The 16,668-nt window shown below is 65.2% G+C and carries 13 protein-coding genes; 6 read left to right on the top strand and 7 right to left on the bottom strand.

Annotated elements, in window-relative coordinates:
- Positions 1–102: 102 nt before the first annotated feature.
- A complete protein-coding gene (secA, locus tag EII42_RS02195; RefSeq protein ID WP_125170627.1) occupies positions 103–2,844 on the top strand; it encodes a preprotein translocase subunit SecA in 2,742 nt (913 codons plus the stop codon).
- Here secA and EII42_RS02190 read toward each other — a convergent pair.
- The 3 genes from EII42_RS02190 to EII42_RS02180 form a co-directional block, all read right to left on the bottom strand.
- Positions 2,829–3,215 (bottom strand): Rv3235 family protein, encoded by a 387-nt coding sequence (locus tag EII42_RS02190; protein ID WP_125170481.1) that lies wholly within the window; start codon positions 3,213–3,215, stop codon positions 2,829–2,831. The two genes, secA and EII42_RS02190, sit on opposite strands and share 16 nt — an antisense overlap.
- An 83-nt stretch (positions 3,216–3,298) precedes the next feature.
- Entirely contained in the window at positions 3,299–4,564 is a 1,266-nt protein-coding gene (locus EII42_RS02185; RefSeq protein WP_125170480.1) for a hypothetical protein, read from the bottom strand.
- On the bottom strand, positions 4,561–4,890 hold the full coding sequence (locus EII42_RS02180) for a hypothetical protein (RefSeq protein WP_125170479.1): 330 nt from the start codon (positions 4,888–4,890) through the stop codon (positions 4,561–4,563). Before EII42_RS02180 ends, EII42_RS02185 begins: the two co-directional genes overlap by 4 nt.
- Positions 4,891–4,976: 86 nt before the next feature.
- Here EII42_RS02180 and EII42_RS02175 point away from each other — a divergent pair, with 86 nt between their 5' ends.
- Positions 4,977–5,435, top strand: a complete 459-nt coding sequence (locus EII42_RS02175; protein ID WP_125170478.1) for a hypothetical protein — start codon at positions 4,977–4,979, stop codon at positions 5,433–5,435.
- A gap of 50 nt (positions 5,436–5,485) precedes the next feature.
- Here the strand turns inward: EII42_RS02175 and EII42_RS02170 are convergent, their stop codons facing one another.
- Positions 5,486–5,953 carry a DUF2505 domain-containing protein gene (locus EII42_RS02170; RefSeq protein WP_158676364.1) on the bottom strand — a complete coding sequence of 156 codons (468 nt, stop codon included), beginning with the start codon at positions 5,951–5,953 and terminating at the stop codon, positions 5,486–5,488.
- An 85-nt stretch (positions 5,954–6,038) separates the two neighbouring features.
- Between EII42_RS02170 and EII42_RS02165 the strand changes: the two genes are divergently transcribed.
- Together EII42_RS02165 and trpS are read left to right on the top strand one after the other, a co-directional pair.
- Positions 6,039–6,890, top strand: a complete 852-nt coding sequence (locus tag EII42_RS02165) for a PHP domain-containing protein (protein ID WP_125170476.1) — start codon at positions 6,039–6,041, stop codon at positions 6,888–6,890.
- Positions 6,891–6,942: 52 nt separating this feature from the next.
- On the top strand, positions 6,943–8,034 hold the full coding sequence (trpS, locus tag EII42_RS02160) for a tryptophan--tRNA ligase (RefSeq protein WP_125170475.1): 1,092 nt from the start codon (positions 6,943–6,945) through the stop codon (positions 8,032–8,034).
- A 44-nt stretch (positions 8,035–8,078) separates the two neighbouring features.
- Here trpS and EII42_RS02155 read toward each other — a convergent pair whose 3' ends face one another.
- From EII42_RS02155 to EII42_RS02145, 3 genes are all read right to left on the bottom strand, one after another.
- Positions 8,079–9,452: a DEAD/DEAH box helicase gene (locus EII42_RS02155; protein ID WP_370318087.1), complete on the bottom strand. Its 1,374-nt coding sequence runs from the start codon at positions 9,450–9,452 to the stop codon at positions 8,079–8,081.
- A 92-nt stretch (positions 9,453–9,544) separates the two neighbouring features.
- Complete coding sequence (locus tag EII42_RS02150; protein ID WP_125170473.1) at positions 9,545–9,775, bottom strand: DUF3107 domain-containing protein; 231 nt, start codon at positions 9,773–9,775, stop codon at positions 9,545–9,547.
- A 24-nt stretch (positions 9,776–9,799) separates the two neighbouring features.
- Positions 9,800–10,585, bottom strand: coding sequence for a PP2C family serine/threonine-protein phosphatase (locus EII42_RS02145; protein WP_158676363.1), 786 nt, complete (start codon positions 10,583–10,585; stop codon positions 9,800–9,802).
- Positions 10,586–10,723: 138 nt separating this feature from the next.
- Between EII42_RS02145 and EII42_RS02140 the strand changes: the two genes are divergently transcribed.
- The gene (locus tag EII42_RS02140; RefSeq protein ID WP_158676362.1) at positions 10,724–13,705 is read left to right on the top strand and encodes an ATP-dependent DNA helicase; all 2,982 of its coding nucleotides are present in this window, start codon (positions 10,724–10,726) and stop codon (positions 13,703–13,705) included.
- Positions 13,702–16,665 (top strand): ATP-dependent DNA helicase, encoded by a 2,964-nt coding sequence (locus tag EII42_RS02135; protein ID WP_125170470.1) that lies wholly within the window; start codon positions 13,702–13,704, stop codon positions 16,663–16,665. Before EII42_RS02140 ends, EII42_RS02135 begins: the two co-directional genes overlap by 4 nt.
- The last annotated feature ends 3 nt before the right edge of the window (positions 16,666–16,668 follow it).

Here is a 16,668-nt window from a genome sequence, read left to right as displayed (position 1 = left end):
GCCCTTGGGGCGTGCGCCTTCCGGTGTTTCTCACCTTGCTGCGCAGCGCTAGGATTGCCAAGGCATCTGTTTTGCGACCAAAGGACACTTGACGTGGGTTTCATGGATTTCCTCAGCGGTATCGGCACCGGATCTCAGCTGAAGAAGCTGCAGAAGGTGGCCGATCGGGTCAACATGATCGAGGAGGACTTCCGAGCCTTCAGCGATGCCGAGCTCAAGGAAGAGACAGCGAAGTTTCGGCAACGTTTCGCAGATGGCGAGAGCCTGGATTCGTTGATGCCAGAGGCTTTCGCGGTTGTGCGCGAGGCCTCCGTGCGAGTCACCGGCAAACGGCACTTCGATGTGCAGATCATGGGTGGCGCGGCGCTGCACTGGGGAAACATCGCGGAGATGAAGACTGGCGAGGGTAAGACCTTGGTCGGCACTTTGCCTAGCTATCTGAACGCGCTTGACGGCAAGGGCGTGCACATCGTCACCACCAACGACTATCTGGCGAAGTATCAATCGGAGCAGATGGGCCGAATCCATCACTTTCTGGGTCTCAGGGTGGGGGCAATCCTCGCGCAGATGACTCCGGATCAGCGTCGGGACGCTTATGCCGCTGACATCACCTACGGCACCAACAACGAGTTCGGCTTCGACTACCTTCGCGACAACATGGCTCTGCGTAAGGAAGACATGGTGCAGCGCGGACACCACTACGCCATCGTCGACGAGGTGGACTCGATCCTGATTGATGAAGCCCGTACGCCGCTCATCATCTCCGGACCCGCGCAGGACTCCAAGGAGTGGTTCCCGTTCTTCGCGCGAATGGCCCGTACCCTGCAGCGCGACGTGGACTATGAGGTGGATGAGAAGAAGCGAACCATCGCGATCCTGGCTCCCGGAATCGAGAAGGTGGAGGATCGGCTGGGGATCGACAACCTTTACGAGAGTGCCAACACCCCGCTGGTTTCCTACCTCAACAACTCGATCAAAGCGAAAGAGCTGTTCAAGCGCGACAAGGATTACGTCGTTGCGGGTGAGGAAGTGCTGATCGTCGATGAGCACACCGGGCGCACGCTTGAAGGACGCCGGTACAGCGACGGCCTGCACCAGTCGCTGGAGGCGAAGGAAGGCGTCCGAATCAAGGACGAGTTCCAGACGCTGGCCACCATCACACTGCAGAACTACTTCCGCATGTACGACAAGCTGGCAGGGATGACGGGCACCGCCAAGACCGAGGAGAGTGAGTTTCAGAAGATCTACGGTCTCGGGGTGATCCCGATCCCTACCAACCGCCCGATGATTCGCTTGGACCAGCCGGATCTGGTCTACCGAACCGAGGAAGCCAAGTTCCGGGCCATCATCACGGACGTGGTCGCCCGCCACGAGAAGGGGCAGCCGGTGCTGATCGGCACGGCTTCGGTGGAGAAGTCGGAACTGCTCAGTGAGATGCTGAAGCGGGCAAACGTCCCGCACACCGTGCTGAACGCGAAATATCACGAGCGGGAGGCGGCGATTGTTGCGGAAGCCGGCCGCAAGGGCGCGGTAACGGTCTCCACCAACATGGCAGGACGCGGAACCGACATCATGCTTGGCGGGAACCCCGAGTTCCTGGCGGATCTTCAGCTGCGCAAGGACGGTCTCGACCCGGTCGAGAGCCCGGACGAGTACGAGGAACGCTGGCCGGACACGTTGAAGGCGCTTGAGGAGCAGGTGGCGAGCGAGCACGACGAGGTGAAAGACGCCGGTGGTCTGTACGTCATCGGCTCCGAGCGTCACGAGTCTCGCAGAATCGACAACCAGCTGCGCGGACGTTCGGGCCGCCAGGGCGACCCGGGTGAATCCCGTTTCTACCTGTCGCTGGCTGACGACCTGATGCGGCTGTTCCGCCCCGAGCTCCTGGAGCGGGCGATGGTGATGTTGGACGTGCCGGAGGACAGCCCCATCGAGTCGAAGGCTGTATCTAAGCAGATCGAGGGTGCGCAGAAGCAGGTGGAGAGCCAGAACTTTGAGATGCGCAAGAACGTGCTGAAGTACGACGACGTCATGAACCGCCAGCGGCACGCGATCTACGGTGATCGCCGCCGCGTTCTCGACGGCGCCGATGTCTCGAAGAGTCTGCGTGCGACGGCGGAGCGGATGGTTACTGACGTGGTCACCAACCACACCACGGGCTTTGAAGAGGACTGGGACCTTGACCAGATGCTCACCGAGCTTCGCACGCTCTACCCGACCGGCATCACGTTGCGCGAGCTGGAGAAGGACCTGCCGACGCAGGCCGAGATGGTCGACATGTTCGTGACCGATATCGCCGAGGCCTACTCGAACCGCGAGAGCGAACTGGGCGAAGAACGGATGCGCGAATTGGAACGTCAGGTTCTGCTGACGGTTCTGGACCGGAAGTGGCGCGAGCACCTCTATGAGATGGACTACCTGCGCGAGGGTATCGGTCTGCGGGCCATGGCTCAGCGTGACCCGCTGACCGAATACCAGCGTGAGGGCGGTGACATGTTCAACGCCATGATGGGGGCCTTCATGGAAGAAGTAATCGGCTACCTCTTCCATCTCGAGATTCCTAATGAGGAACCCGAGGCGGAACCCGAGGTCGAGTTGGTGCAGACCGCCGACGGTGAGGATCCGCTGTCGAAGGCCCGGCAACTCGCCGAGGCGAAGAAGATCGCCGACGCCAAGGGGCTACGTCGCGAGGAACCGCAAAACCTGCAGTACTCGGCGCCGAGCGAGTCCGGGGGAGTGCAGCACACTTCGTCGAACCGTGGCGAGCCGAAGCAGCACAGCCGGAACAAGCCGTGCTACTGCGGCTCGGGCAAGAAGTACAAGCTCTGTCACGGCCGCAACTGACCACTTCGTGGGCCAAGCACAGAGAAGTCGGTACACATCCAGCTGCCATCGCTTAACTCGAGGCGCAGCGTGCAAACCTGCAGATATGCTGCGGTGGCCAGCCGGATGACCACTTCGGCAGAGTTGGGCGAGGGCAGCTGGAAGCTGCTGATTCGAAGAATGTTGGTGCCGTAGCGCCGGCTGCTCCGGTGCTCGGTCAACTGTTCGAAGGCTTCCAGGGACAACAAGCGTCTCACCTGGTGCAGTGGCCGGTGCCCGACGGATGCCTCGACGAGGGCGATCGCTAGTGCTACCGCCTGCCGTGGGCGCCTGCGCTTCGGCCCGGGCAGGATGAGGGGGATTCGTTTGGGGAAAGAAATTCTATTTGCCATAGCGCAACGTTAGGCGGTGGAAGGGGTCAGTTCGAGGCGCTATGGCGCGCCTGGGGATAACTTTTCTCCGGTTGAACGAAAACCTAGGAACCGAACATCAGCAGGAGGCCTCCGACGGTGAACCCCACCATCACGAGTAGCAGTGGAAGCTGACGAGTGAGGATGCGGCCGGCGGGCTTTCTGAGGGCCACGTCGTGCGTGACCAACACGCCCAGCACGTGCCCGCCAACGATGAGGATCACCTGGGCCCATGCCACGGCCGTTGGGAAAGCGAGCAACGACACGTCGGGGGCGGTTTCACCGAACCCGAACCAGTTTTGGCCGGTGCCCAACGGGTCGTTGAACCTGATCAGGGTCCGCTGGCCTTCCAAGTAGAGATAAGTGCCGTAGTGCGCGAAACAGTAGCCCACGACGAGGGGCACGAGCCCAGGCGAGAGCCGATCCATCGTGCCGAACAGGCCCGAGCCGTCGTCGAGGAAGCGGGCGCCGAAGGCGTAGAACATGCCGACGAGCACAATCATCCCCGCCAAGCCGACGGTGCCATACGCCCAGTCTGGAGTCGAACTAACCTGGATCATGCGCTGCCACCACGCCGTGTTCGACATGGCGTCGAAAGCTGTACCACCGAGAAGCACGATGGCGATGGCCCAGGAATTGCGCGGTGGAGCCCAGCTGGCCAAGTTGCGCAGCGGATTCACCAAATGGATCACGCCCCCCTGCTTCCGCCAGGGCGAGAGGTGTGAAACCGTCGTTGAATAAACTTCGAAGGGCTCGGCACGCTCCACCCAGTCAGCGCGCACTAGCGCCCCGACGATGACCCAGGCCAGCCAGACGGCTGCGCCTACGCGTAGTACTGGAAGGGTCACTCCCCCTGGGACCACCAGCTCCAAATAGAGAAAGAGCGCCAAGGCCAATGCTCCGGGCCAACGGCCGGCGAGAGAATCCGCCTCGCGGGTCCCTCGCCCCAAGAGAAGCAACCGAACTGGGTTGGTGCGGCGATACACGTCGCCCAGCAGCACGCCGACGACGACCAAGCCAACCCAAACCAGAACGTAGACGAACCCCACGACTGGGTTGTCTATCCGGTCCACGCCGAAAACTAGAGCCACGAGGGCCAGCAGCCAAAGCGCGGCCACTAGCCCGCGGGAGAGCACGTCGAAGGTCCGGGAGTTGACGAGCGTCGTCAGGCGAGGGAGCGGGCGTCCTCCGCCCTCCTCGTAGCGGGGCTCCCGCCAGGCGAAGAAAACCACCCAGAAGGTGATCAGGAGTACCGCAGCGGCTCCGGCAAGCACCAGCTCGAAGGGCAAAGGCAGGTCGTGTCGCGACGCTATACCATGCAGCGGGGTCACTTGATCTTCAACTTCATGTAGATCTGATTCGTCACGTGGCTCTCTACCTCGTAGGCCCCAGCCATGTTGGCGGTGAAGATCTTGGTCACCGGCTCGTCGGCCTTGGTGGGGAACTCGATCTCGTAGCCGTGAATGTGCACGACGTCATCCGTGGCGGTGGTGACTTTGAACGTCACCTCGGCGCCGACCGGCACCTCCTGCACGATGGTCTCCGGCAGCCCGCCGGTTGGCACCGTGAGCTCCACCGTCACCGGCTCGGCAGCGGGAGAATTGCAACCGCATAGGGCGAGCAGAGCCGCGCAACAGATGATTAGCAGACGTGACATTTGGCTCTCCTTTCCGAGACGAACCTATCAAGCGGCTCGGGGAAAGTCCTCTGGCCCATGTAGTCCTGCTGGTTTACGCTAGCCGGGTGACCAGACAACTAGTGTGCATTCCCGTGTCCACCAGCGAACTGAGTGCGCTTACCGGGGAGACGTCGCTCAACAGCCGCCGAGCTTACACGGTGACCCCTGATCTGCTCGCCGAACTCGAATACTCGGCGGACATGCGCGAGGACGCCGAGTACGCGGTCCTGGTGCTGGCCTCGGTGGCGGGCCTGATCGAATACGGTGAGCGGGTCGTCGTGGTGGCCGAGGTGGACCCCGCACTGCTCGAACCCGGGGAGGACTCCCCGAACGGCGAATGTGTGCTGACCTTCTGCCCGCCGGGAGCGATCACCGCCTGGTTCGTTGACGCCCCCGGCGTGGCAGTGCCAACCCTGCCTCGCGGAATCAGCATCGACGAGGCCTGGGGGCGCCCAGAGGTGCAGCAGCTACTGCACGAGCACGAACTGCTGTGGAACGACGTGGCCGAGTATCGCAGAGCCTAGGTTCCATCCATCGGGATCTCCTCGCCTCGCCCGCGCCCTCGCGAAACGGCCTAGCGGCTGAGCCAGTCGTTGGCCCGCCGCTGGATACCGCCGAACGCGTCGATGACGAATGGCTCGACCGTCTGCTCCACTTTCCGACCGACGAGCGGCACCCGGACGGTAAGGTCGCCGTCATACTGCCCGACGGTGTGCTCGCCCTGCGGAGTCAGCGAAACTCGTGCGCCGGCCTCGACCGGAGCACCGTCCACCAGCAGCAACACCGCACCCGAAACCTGACCCATCTCGTCCGGCTCGGCCATGGTGAACACGAGTCGAACTGGGATGGTCGTCCCAACGAAGCGGCGCGCGTTCTCCGGCGCAGGCAGCGTCATGCTCAAGGTGGTGTCCTCACCGATGCTGCTGGAGTGCGCGATCGCGCCCGCGTGTTGCGCGACATCGGCGAGGAAGGCCTCGTTGCGTAGCAGGGCGGCAACCTCGGAGGGGTTGGCGGGGTAGTGGTGCGTAAACGCGAGTTTCATGCGCCACATTCTAGGGGCAGGAAAAACCCAGGGAGGTTTCACCAACTCCGAACGGTTTGACGTGAGGCCGATTAGGATTGGCCCCATGCGGATCGACTTGCACACCCACTCCAACGTCTCAGACGGCACCGATACCCCAACTACCCTTGTCCACGCGGCTATCAGCGCTGGTCTGGATGTGATCGCGCTCACTGACCACGACACGTTCGCTGGCGTAGCCGAGGCGCAGGAAGCTGGTCGGCGTTCCGGGCTGAAGGTGCTCAACGGGCTAGAGATGTCCACCAAGTTCGGTGGTGAATCCGTGCATCTGTTGGGTTACGGGTGTGATCCGCGAAACGCCGACCTCAAGGCGGAGCTGGCGCGTATCCGAGCTGGCCGCACTGAGCGGCTGCCGCGCATGATCGAACAATTGCAGGACAACGGAATCGACATCACGGTGGATGAGGTGTATGAGCACGCGGGCGACGCGTCCGCGGTAGGGCGGCCACACGTCGCCGATATCTTGGTGAAGAAGGGCGTGGTGGCCACCAGGGCTGAGGCCTTCAAGAGTTGGATCGGCGTCAACCAGCCCGGGTACGCGGAACGCTATGCCTGCCCGCTTGAGGAAGCGATCGACCTCATCCACTCCGCCCGCGGAGTCGCCATCATCGCACACCCATGGTCACGGGAGTCGCGTGCCGTGCTGACCGCGCCGGTGCTGGAGCGACTCGTGCTGGAGCACCAGCTGGACGGAATCGAGGTCGACCACCAGGACCACGACATGGACACCAGGGAGTTGCTCTTCGAGATGGGAGCCAGGCTTGGGTTGATCCGCACCGGCTCGTCGGACTACCACGGGAAGGGGAAGGTGAACCACGAGTTGGGCTGCAATCTCACCCGAGTGTCCGCTTACAACGAGCTGGTGTCGCGCATCCGGCGCCGGGGAGGTGTCGTATAGCGCAGATTGCCGGCGTCGAGACGCGCCATGCCCTGCTGCTATCGTGTCCTGCATGACTGCGGAGACCCATTTCGACACTGGCGCATCACTGGCACGTTCCACCAGACGGAGCCTCGAAATCGAGGAGGAGATCCGCACCGATCCCAGCCGTTTCCGTATCCTCACCGGTGATCGCCCCACGGGAAACCTCCACATCGGGCACCTCTTTGGCTCGCTGGAGAACCGGGTTCGGCTGGCGAACGCCGGCGTCGAGACACTCATCCTGATCGCTGACTATCAGGTGATCACGGACAGAGACGGGGTGGGTCCGATCCGCGAGCGGGTCTATTCGGTGCTGTCCGACTATCTGGCTGCCGGCATCGATCCGCATAAAGTGATCATCTTCACGCATTCTTCGATTCCCGAGCTGAACCAGCTGATGCTGCCTCTGCTCGCGCTCGCCACAGACGCCGAGCTGCGCCGCAACCCGACAGTCAAATCGGAGCTGGATGACACCGGCGGCAGGCCGATGTCCGGCCTGATGCTGACCTACCCCGTTCATCAGGCTGCGGACATCCTTTTCTGCAAGGCCAACCTGGTGCCCGTCGGTAAGGATCAGCTGCCGCACCTGGAGCAGGCACGTGTCCTGGCACGTCGCTTCGACGAGCGGTTTGGTCGCAGCGACGAGTCCCGGCCGGTCTTCCCGGAACCGGAGGCGCTGCTGAGCCGATCGGGCACCATCCTGGGCCTGGACGGGCAAAAGATGTCCAAGTCCAAGAACAATTCGATCGAGCTGGGCTTCACGGCGGACGAGACCGCAAAACTCATCAAGCGCGCGGTCACCGACTCGGATCGGCACATCACCTACGACCCGGAGAATCGGCCGGAGGTGTCGAACTTGGTGAACATCGCGGCGCTCGCGCTCGGCAGGGAGCCACACGACGTCGCGGAGGAACTGGGCGACGCCGGCGGCGGAGGTCTCAAGAAACTGGTCACGCAGGCGCTCAACGACTACCTGGCCCCACACAGAGCACGTCGGGCGGAGTTGCAGGCGGAACCCGGCTACCTGGCCGAGGTACTCGCGGCAGGGAATGAGAAGGCACGAGCCATTGCGGCGGCTACCCTCGACGAGGTGCGCCAAGCGATGCAGATGGTCTACAGATGACGAACTGATGGGCCGGGCCTCGGGCCCGGCCCATCAGCTCGTCCTCAGCTGCCTTCGGGCGACTTCGCGTCGCGGGGCACTTCGACACCGGCCCGGATCCGACGGCGCTTCCGAGGGCGGGTGGTGCGTTCGGCCCGCTCCGCCCGCTTGCGTTCCCGAGACTTCTCTCGCTCCTCCTCGCTGCGGTGCTGCTTGGGCCGGGCGATGCGGCCCTTGGTTCCTTCAGGGATCGAGAGATCGCTGTAGAGGTGCGGCGACGAAGAGTAGGTCTCCATCGGCTCGCCCTTGCCCAGCTCCAAGGCCTGATCGATCAGCTTCCAACGGTGCAGATCCGTCCAGTCGACGAGAGTCACGGCCACGCCACTGTTGCCGGCGCGTCCCGTACGGCCGATGCGGTGCACGTAGGTGGCGTCCGTATCGGGGCATTCGTAGTTGATCACATGGCTGACGCCCGTGATGTCGATGCCGCGAGCCGCAACATCTGTGGCCACCAAGATGCGGATCGTTCCCTGCCGGAACTTCTTCAAACCACGCTCGCGGGCCGACTGGTTCAGGTCGCCGTGGATTGAGGTGGCCGGGAAGCCGCGCTCGATCAGCTCATCAGTCAAGCGTTGGGCTGCACGCTTGGTGCGGGTGAAGATCATGACCTTCTCGGCGTCCTCGGCCTGGACTATCCGGGAAACCACCTCGGGTTTGTCAAGGTCGTGAGCCTGATAGATGAACTGCGTGATATCTGGAACCGTGGCGCTGGCATCCTCGCCCTCGGCCCGGATGTTGATCGGCCGGTTGAGGCGCGAACGGGCGAGCGAGAGAATGGCCGGTGGCATCGTCGCGGAGAACAGCATCGTCTGGCGCGAGTCCGGCGTCTTGTCCAGGATGCGCTCGACGTCGGGTAGGAAACCCAGATCGAGCATCTCGTCGGCCTCATCGAGCACCAGCACCTGGATCTTGGACAGGTTGAGCGCACGCCGCTGCATGAGGTCGAGCAGCCGCCCCGGGGTGCCGACGACAACATCGACGCCCTTGCTGAGCGCGGAAAGCTGATCCTCGTAGCCGGTTCCGCCGTAGATGGTGAGCACTCGGGTGCTGAGTTTGCTGCCCGCGAGTTCAAGGTCCTTGCCCACCTGCACCGCCAGCTCACGCGTCGGGCACACCACCAGGCCGCGGGGGAAGCCGCGCGCGGGCTTCTCGGGGGCCAGCCCAGCCAAACGATGCAGCATGGTGATGCCGAACGCCAAGGTCTTGCCAGTGCCGGTTCGGGCCTGGCCGATCAGATCCGCACCGCCCAAGGCCAGTGGGATCGCAAGGGCCTGGATGGGGAACGGCCGGATGATGCCGACCTCCGCCAGCGCCTCGGCAATCGGGTCAGCGACGCCGAGGTCCAAGAAAGTGTCTTGTGAAACCTGCTCAGTCAGGATGAAACCTCTTAAATGTCTTCCGGCCGCCGCCGACGGCCAGGCGGAGCAACGTGCCCCCTGCTGAATCCTACCAGCGAGCGGCCGTGCGGTGCTCAGACCGCGCCGAAGCCGACGGGCTGGGCGTTCGGAGAACCGAACTCGATATAGCCGAGCCGCGCGGCGGGAACCACGACCTTGCGTCCGCTGACGTCGCTGATGGACAAGGTTCCGCCGTCCTCTCCGGCAAGAGCTGCAGTGAGCTTCTCCTCGACCTGCTCAACAGTTTCGCTGGTCTCGAAGCTGAGTTCCCGAGCCACCTGGGCGATACCGATCTTGATTTGCATGCAATCTCCTCCTCGATCAACAGCTTAGGGGGCTGATGAAACGCGCAACAATACGACGGTGGTGTTGTCTCGTCCGCCCTGCTCGTTGGCCCAGTGCACCAGCGATTCTGTCAGCTGCTCCAGGGACTCACTGCTTTCCAGTAGCCGCCGAAACACGCCGTGCAGCGTCTCCGGGGCGCTCGCGTAGTTCCACAACCCGTCGGTGCATAGCAGCAACCAGCCTGGAGTCGAGGGCGCCAGACCAGTTACCGTCGGGGCGACATTGGCTGCGTTCAGGCCGAGCCATTTCGTGATCGCGTGCGAGCCCCGCTCGGCCTCTTCGCGGGGTTCGCCCATCATGATTCGGGCCTGCGCCATCGAATCATCAACGGTCAAGATTTGGGCGGAGCCATCGTCGCCGAACCAATAGGCTCGGGAATCTCCGACGTTTGCAATGGCGATCTGCTTGCCCTCGAAGTGAGCCGAAATCAGCGTGCAAGCTGAAGGCTGGCCATCGGTCTTGGCCTCAAGTACGGCACGATTTGCGTCAACAAAAGCTCGCATAAATGCGACGCTGCTGGGCACCCCCGAAGCGAATTGCTGAAGCAAGGACTCAACACAGGTTTCGACGGCTACCAGGGAAGCCAGCTCAGAACCGGCTGCGGAGGAAACCCCGTCGGCCACCGCGATAACGGCCGCTCGCTCCGGTTCGCTGCGGGCCGCCATGAAGAATGCATCCTGGTTACTTTGGTGGCGCAGTCCGACATCACTACATCCCGAGATCCATGAGTCGAGGGTGCGGGAGTAATGGGCGCGTTCGGAATGGCTCACATTTGACTCCTCTGCGACTGACCGAAGCCAGATCATACTTTGGGCACTTCATCGACTGAGCCACATACTAACGGCAGGTGGGCAGCTTGCGCGCGAACCCGTCTAAGAAGTGTCGGAAGAACGTGCTTGGATAGCTGTGTGTGGAATCTGCTGCCCCCTGAACCGGAGTCTGCCCCGACGCTCAGCGCAGCCCAACAGCGAGTGGCGGAGCCTTGGCCGGGAAGTACCCTCGTGTGGGGTGGTCCAGGCTCGGGAAAGACGAGTAGCCTCGTCGCCGCGCTCGCCCACAAACTCCTCTCCGGCCATCAGCTGTCGGACCATGTGGTGCTCGCCGCATCCCGGGCAGCTGCCCAACGGATCAGGCGGGCGGTGATCTCGGCCAGCTCCCAGACTCAACTCAGCCCGGTCGTCACCACGGTGCACGGCTTCGCGCTGGGCCTCATGCGGAGGCACGAACCCGTCACGGACGAACCCTGGGTGCTGTTGCGGGCCCCGCAGCAGGAGGAAAGAATCCGGGAGTTGCTCTCCCGCAGCCGCGTCCAGTGGCCCGACGAGCTGGAGCAGGCGCTGCCCACGGGGACGTTTGCCCGACAACTGCGCGAGTTGCTCGCCCGTATTCGGCAGCGGTCCTGGGACGAGCACCGCTTGGCGGGTCTGGCCCGCGAACGCGGCGACGACACGCTTCGAGCAGTTGCGGAGTTCTTCACCGAATACCTGAATGTGGGCGACCTGGAGCGCGCCCTCGACTATGCCGAGCTCGTCTACCGGGTACGTCTTCTGGTCCACGAGCCAGACACCGCCAGTGCGCTGACCGCGAACTACAAGGGGGTGTTCGTCGACGACGCTCACGACCTGGACGGCACCCAGCTGGCGCTGATCGGCGACCTGGCCCGCGCCGGACTGCCGGTCACCGTGTTCGCCGACGAACAACAGGTGGTGTCCGGCTTTCGGGGTGCTTCCTCGGACGCCCTGAAGGAGCTCACCGCACTGCCGAACCTTCGCACAATCGAGTTGGGCGACTCATTCCGCCACTCTGCGGCGGTGCTCGCGAGCCTGGCCGGGTTGCGTGCACGCATCGGCGGCAAGGGAGCGCGGGTAGCTCTGCGCGGTACGCGCGAGTTTCCCGGCGAGGTGACGGTCGCCGTCTACGACGACGGTGCGGCCGAAGCTGCTCACGTTGCCGATCAGTTGCGGCGAAAGGTAGCTCAGGGTTGCGCGTGGGGGGAGCTGGCCGTGATCACCCGCGCGGGCAGGACACAGCTTGCTCCGCTGGTGGGGGAACTGGTCAGGCTGGGCATCCCCGTCGAGGTGCCGGCGCAGGACGTACTGCTCGCCAACGACGATGCGGTTCGGCTGCTGCTGGGCTGTCTGGCGCTGGCCGCTGCCGAAGAGGAACCGGGCGACGACGACTGGGCCGCCGTGCTGACGTCCCAGCTGGGCGGATACGACGTGCTGGACCTCCGGAAGCTCGCGCGCTCGGACTCGCCTGGCAGCCTGTGGCAGCGGTCCATCGACCCGGATGCGGGGGAGTCGTGGGCCGACGCGCGACGGTTGGCGGATGCGCTCCTCGGCGCCCGGGAACAGCTCGGCAAGGGCCTGCCTGTGCAGGAGGCCCTCTGGTGCATTTGGTCGGCCACCGACTGGCCGGAGAGGCTGCGCAAGGCGGCGCTCGCCGGCGCACGGCGCGCCCACCACCATCTCGACGCGATGGTGGAGCTGTTTCACCGGGCGAGCCTGCAACCGCTGCGTTCCGGTCGGGCAGGTGCGCTGGCGCTGATCCGGGACGTGGCCGCGGAGGAGATCTCGGCAGACACGGCGCGCGAGCTGGCGCTCACTGGGCGAGGGGTCACGCTGACCACCGCGCACCAGACCAAGGGCCGGCAATGGCGGCACGTCTGGGTGGTGGGCGTCGAAGAGGGCCGCTGGCCGCGTTCCGCGCCCGCTGGCCTGCTGATCGACCCTGATCTGCTCCTGGACGGGGCTCGACGTACGGTCCAGGAGCATCTGCGAGACGAGCGGCGACTGTTCTACCTGGCCTGCTCCAGGGCCCGGGACTCGGTGCATGTCAGCGGCACCGCAGAGGCCGGGATATCGCGGTTCTGCGCCGATCTGGGGGTATCGGTGCAGGAGAAGCCGGGCAGGCCGCAGCAGCCGATGACCGCGGCGGCGCTCGTGGGGCAACTGCGTCGGGTGCTCGGCGACGCGGCCAGCAGCCCCGCGCTTCGACGTGGCGCGGCCCAGCGCCTTGCCCACCTAGCCGAGCAGGGCGTTCGCAGCGCGGACAGCGCCAGCTGGTGGGGTCTGGATTTCGGGGCGTCGCGCCTGCCTGCCGGGCGCTGCGAGCTGAGCGGATCGGCCATCGAGGATATCCTCACCTGCCCGCGTCGCTATTTCCTGGTGCGCAAGGCGGGCGGCGGCCCTCCGATGAACCGCAGCGCATCGCTGGGAACACTGATCCACGAGATCGTGCAGGAGATGCAATGTGGGATCGGGTTGTCAGATGCCCAGCAGTTGCTCGACCAGCGCTGGGGAGAGCTGGTGATCGAGGTGCCCTGGCTGGCCAGGAAGGAGCGGGCCGCTGCCCGGGGCATCCTTGAGCGCGCCGCCCGCTGGCTGGCGAACCAGCCCGATCCGTTCGGGGTGGAGCAGGAGTTCACCGTTGAGTTGACCGTCGGCGGACGCGAGGTGGTGTTGCGGGGCCGAGCCGATCGGGTGGACATCGTCGAGCGTGATGGGGTCGAGGCGGTGCGTGTCGTCGATTTCAAGACCATCAAGAACAAGCCCACCGCGCGCGAGTTGGCGGAGAATGTTCAGCTGGGGGTCTACCAGCTAGCCGCCCAGCATGGCGCCTTCGGGGCGCCGGGCGCTCGGGTTGCGGAGCCGACGCTGGTGCTGCTGCGCCACGACGAGGACGGCCTGCCTGCGGTGTGCGAGCAATCGACGTTGGCTGCCCAGCCTTGGCCGAGGGATCTCGAACCCGACGAGCAGCCCTCCTGGATCCACAGCAGGATTGCGGCGGCCGCGGGGATCCTGTCGGCTGGACAGTTTCCGGCCAGGCCGGGGGCGCACTGCCGGCACTGCGAGTTCCGGCAGGGCTGCCCGAGCACCCAGGGGGCATGATGGACACTCATTCGCTTTGCGCCGCGATGGAGGTGCCGTTCAGCGACGAGCAGCTGGCCGCGATCACCGCTGAGCTTGCCCCAGGGGTAGTCATCGCAGGCGCAGGCACCGGCAAGACAACCGTGATGGCGGCACGCGTGGTGTGGCTCGTCGGCACCGCGCAGGTCAGGCCCGAAGAAGTTCTCGGGCTGACTTTCACCCGGAAGGCGGCCGCGGAACTGGCCCAGCGAATCCAGCAGGCCCTTGCGAAGGCGGGCCTCGTCGACGAAGAGAGCCGCGAGCGGGTCGCCACCTACGACTCCTTCGCCGCGTCGCTGGTCACCGAGCACGCCATCCGCTCGGGCATCGATCACACGCCGCAACTCATCGACGGAGCCACCGCCCACCAGCTGCTGGCCCGCGTGGTGCACGACGCGGAGGACCTTCCCCTGCTGAGCCAGTACAGTGTCACGACGATCATCGAACGGGTGCGCGCGCTGGACGACGCCATGCAGTCGCACCTGGTCGAATCTGCGGACGTGCGCCGTTACACGGGTGAGGCGAAGCTCGGTTTCCTGAACGCGCCGATGTATGGGAAGAAGAGCCCGAAGCCCTACGCCTCGATGCTCACGGCGGCCGAGCGGTGCGACGAGCGACTGGAACTGCTCGGGCTGGTCGATCAGTATCAGGAATTAAAACGCAAGTTGGGCGTGGCCGAGTTCGCCGACCAGCTACGCTTGGCCGCGCGCCTCGTCGCTGAGCACCCGGCGATCGGTGCAGACCTGCGCAGGCGTTACCGGTTGGTGCTGCTCGACGAATACCAGGACACGTCGTCGGCGCAGGCCAAGCTGCTGACGTCGCTGTTCGCGGGGCATCCGGTGACAGCGGTCGGCGACCCGTTCCAGGCCATCTACGGTTGGCGGGGCGCGGCCGCGAGCAACATCCTGGAGTTCGAGACCGGGTTCGGCCACTCCTCCCGGGTGAGCCTGGGGATCAACCGCCGCAGCCACAGCAGGATTCTGGACGTCGGAAACGAACTGAAAAGCCCGATCAGCTCCCCGATCAGCGTCACCCTAGTTCCCCCCGAGGACGCCCAGCGAGGGCTGGTGGAGGCGGCGCGCTTCGACTCGGAGGACGAAGAGCTCGCCCACGTCGTCGAACGCATCCTGACGCTGGAGGGCAGCCGCAAGTGGTCGGACATCGCCGTGCTCTCGCGGCGCAACGCGACGCTCGGCGTGCTGGCAGCGAAGCTGCGGGCCCAGGGGGTGCCGACGGAGGTGGTCGGCATCGGCGGTCTGCTGGGGGTGCCGGAGGTAGCCCATGTGGTTTCGACGCTCAGGCTGCTGGCGGATCCGAGCGCCAACCCCGCCCTGGCCACCCTGCTCACCGGTCCTCGCTGGGGTGTGGGGCTGCCGGACATGGTGATTCTCGCTAGGCACGCCAGGGAGCTGGCCGAAGACGCCAGCCTACTTGACGCGGCCGAAAGTCGGCCGGCGGGGTTGAGTCCCCACGCCCGTTCGGCGCTGGCCGGCTTCCTCGCCGAGTATCGCAGGCTGCGAAGCCACGTGGGGGAGCCGGTCGCGGATCTGGTGCACCGAATCGTGCAGGAGAGCGGGTTGGAGGAAGAGCTGCGCGTCAGCGGCCACGACCTGAGCCAGCTGGAGGCCTTCCAACGGGCGTGTTCGGCTCGCCCCATCGTCGCGGGGGAGGAAACCCTGCCCGGGCTGCTCAGTTACCTAGATGCCGAGGAGACCGCGGGGATCGGTTTCGAGCAGGCGAGCGTATCGGAGGCCAATTCGGTGAAACTGCTCACCGTGCACCGCGCCAAGGGGCTGGAGTGGGACACGGTCTTCCTGGTGGGGCTCGCAGAAGGGCTGTTCCCGGCGCGCAACCTCGACGGCAGCTGGGTGAGCGCAGCCCAACAACTGCCCGCCCCGCTGCGCGGCGACGCGGACTCGATTCCACAGCTGATGGAGTACTCGGACGCGGCGCTCAAGCAGTACCAGGCGGAGTTAAAGCTGGAACACCTCCAGGCGGAGGACCGGCTGGCCTACGTCGCAGCCACCCGCGCCAAGCGCCTGCTCGTCGGCACCTGCCACGACTGGTCGCCCGGCGCGGCACGGGCGCGGAAGCCCTCGCGCTACTTCGAGGTACTCGCCCGGGAAGCCGCCAGGGAGGGACACTTCGTCGACCATTCGAGTAGCGCCACGGCCAACCCGACGGCTCAGCAGCGAACCGAACGGGGATGGCCGGAACGCATCGATGAGCACGCGCTCGCCGAACTGCAGGCGGCCGCGGAGCTGGTGGCCCAGGCCCGGCCGGGGGCGGACTGGGTGGCCCGCTCTGGTCAGCTGCCGCCGGAGGAGGAGGCACAGCTGACGGCTTGGGACGAGGCCGTTGCTCATGTGCTGGCGCCGGCCACCAGCCGCGACGTGCGGCTACCCGTGGGCCTGACCGCCACCGCGGCGATCGCCCTGAAGAACGACCCTCAGGCCTTCGCCGAGCAGCTGCTGCGCCGGATGCCGCGCAGGCCCTCCTCGGCGGCCACCCTGGGGACCCGGTTCCATGAGTGGGTGCAGCGGCGTTTCGAGCTGCTCGGTGGCCTGGACGAGGCCTTCGAACGGGCACAGGACCCGCAGCTGGCGCAGCTGATCGCCGCGTTCGAGCGCGGGCAGTTCGCCCACCGCGTGCCCATCGGCGTCGAGATCGCGTTCTCGCTGCCGGTGGACGGCTTCCAGGTGCGCGGCAGGATCGACGCAGCCTACGAGTGGTCCGGCCCATTCGACGAGATCGTCGTCGACTGGAAGACTTCCAACATGGAGGCGGACGAACTCCAACTGGTCGTCTACCGGCGAGCCTGGGCGGAAGCGCGCGGGCTGCCCATCGAGCGGGTGGGTGCGGCGTTCTACCACGTCAGGCAGGACAGGCTGCAGTTCGTCGCGGCCGACGACGAACAACTGCGCGGGGTTTTGGAGGTGTGAGCG

It is taken from the genome of Tessaracoccus sp. OH4464_COT-324, from assembly GCF_003932855.1.
GTDB lineage: Bacteria > Actinomycetota > Actinomycetes > Propionibacteriales > Propionibacteriaceae > Arachnia.
This window is presented reverse-complemented; position numbering and strand designations above follow the sequence as displayed.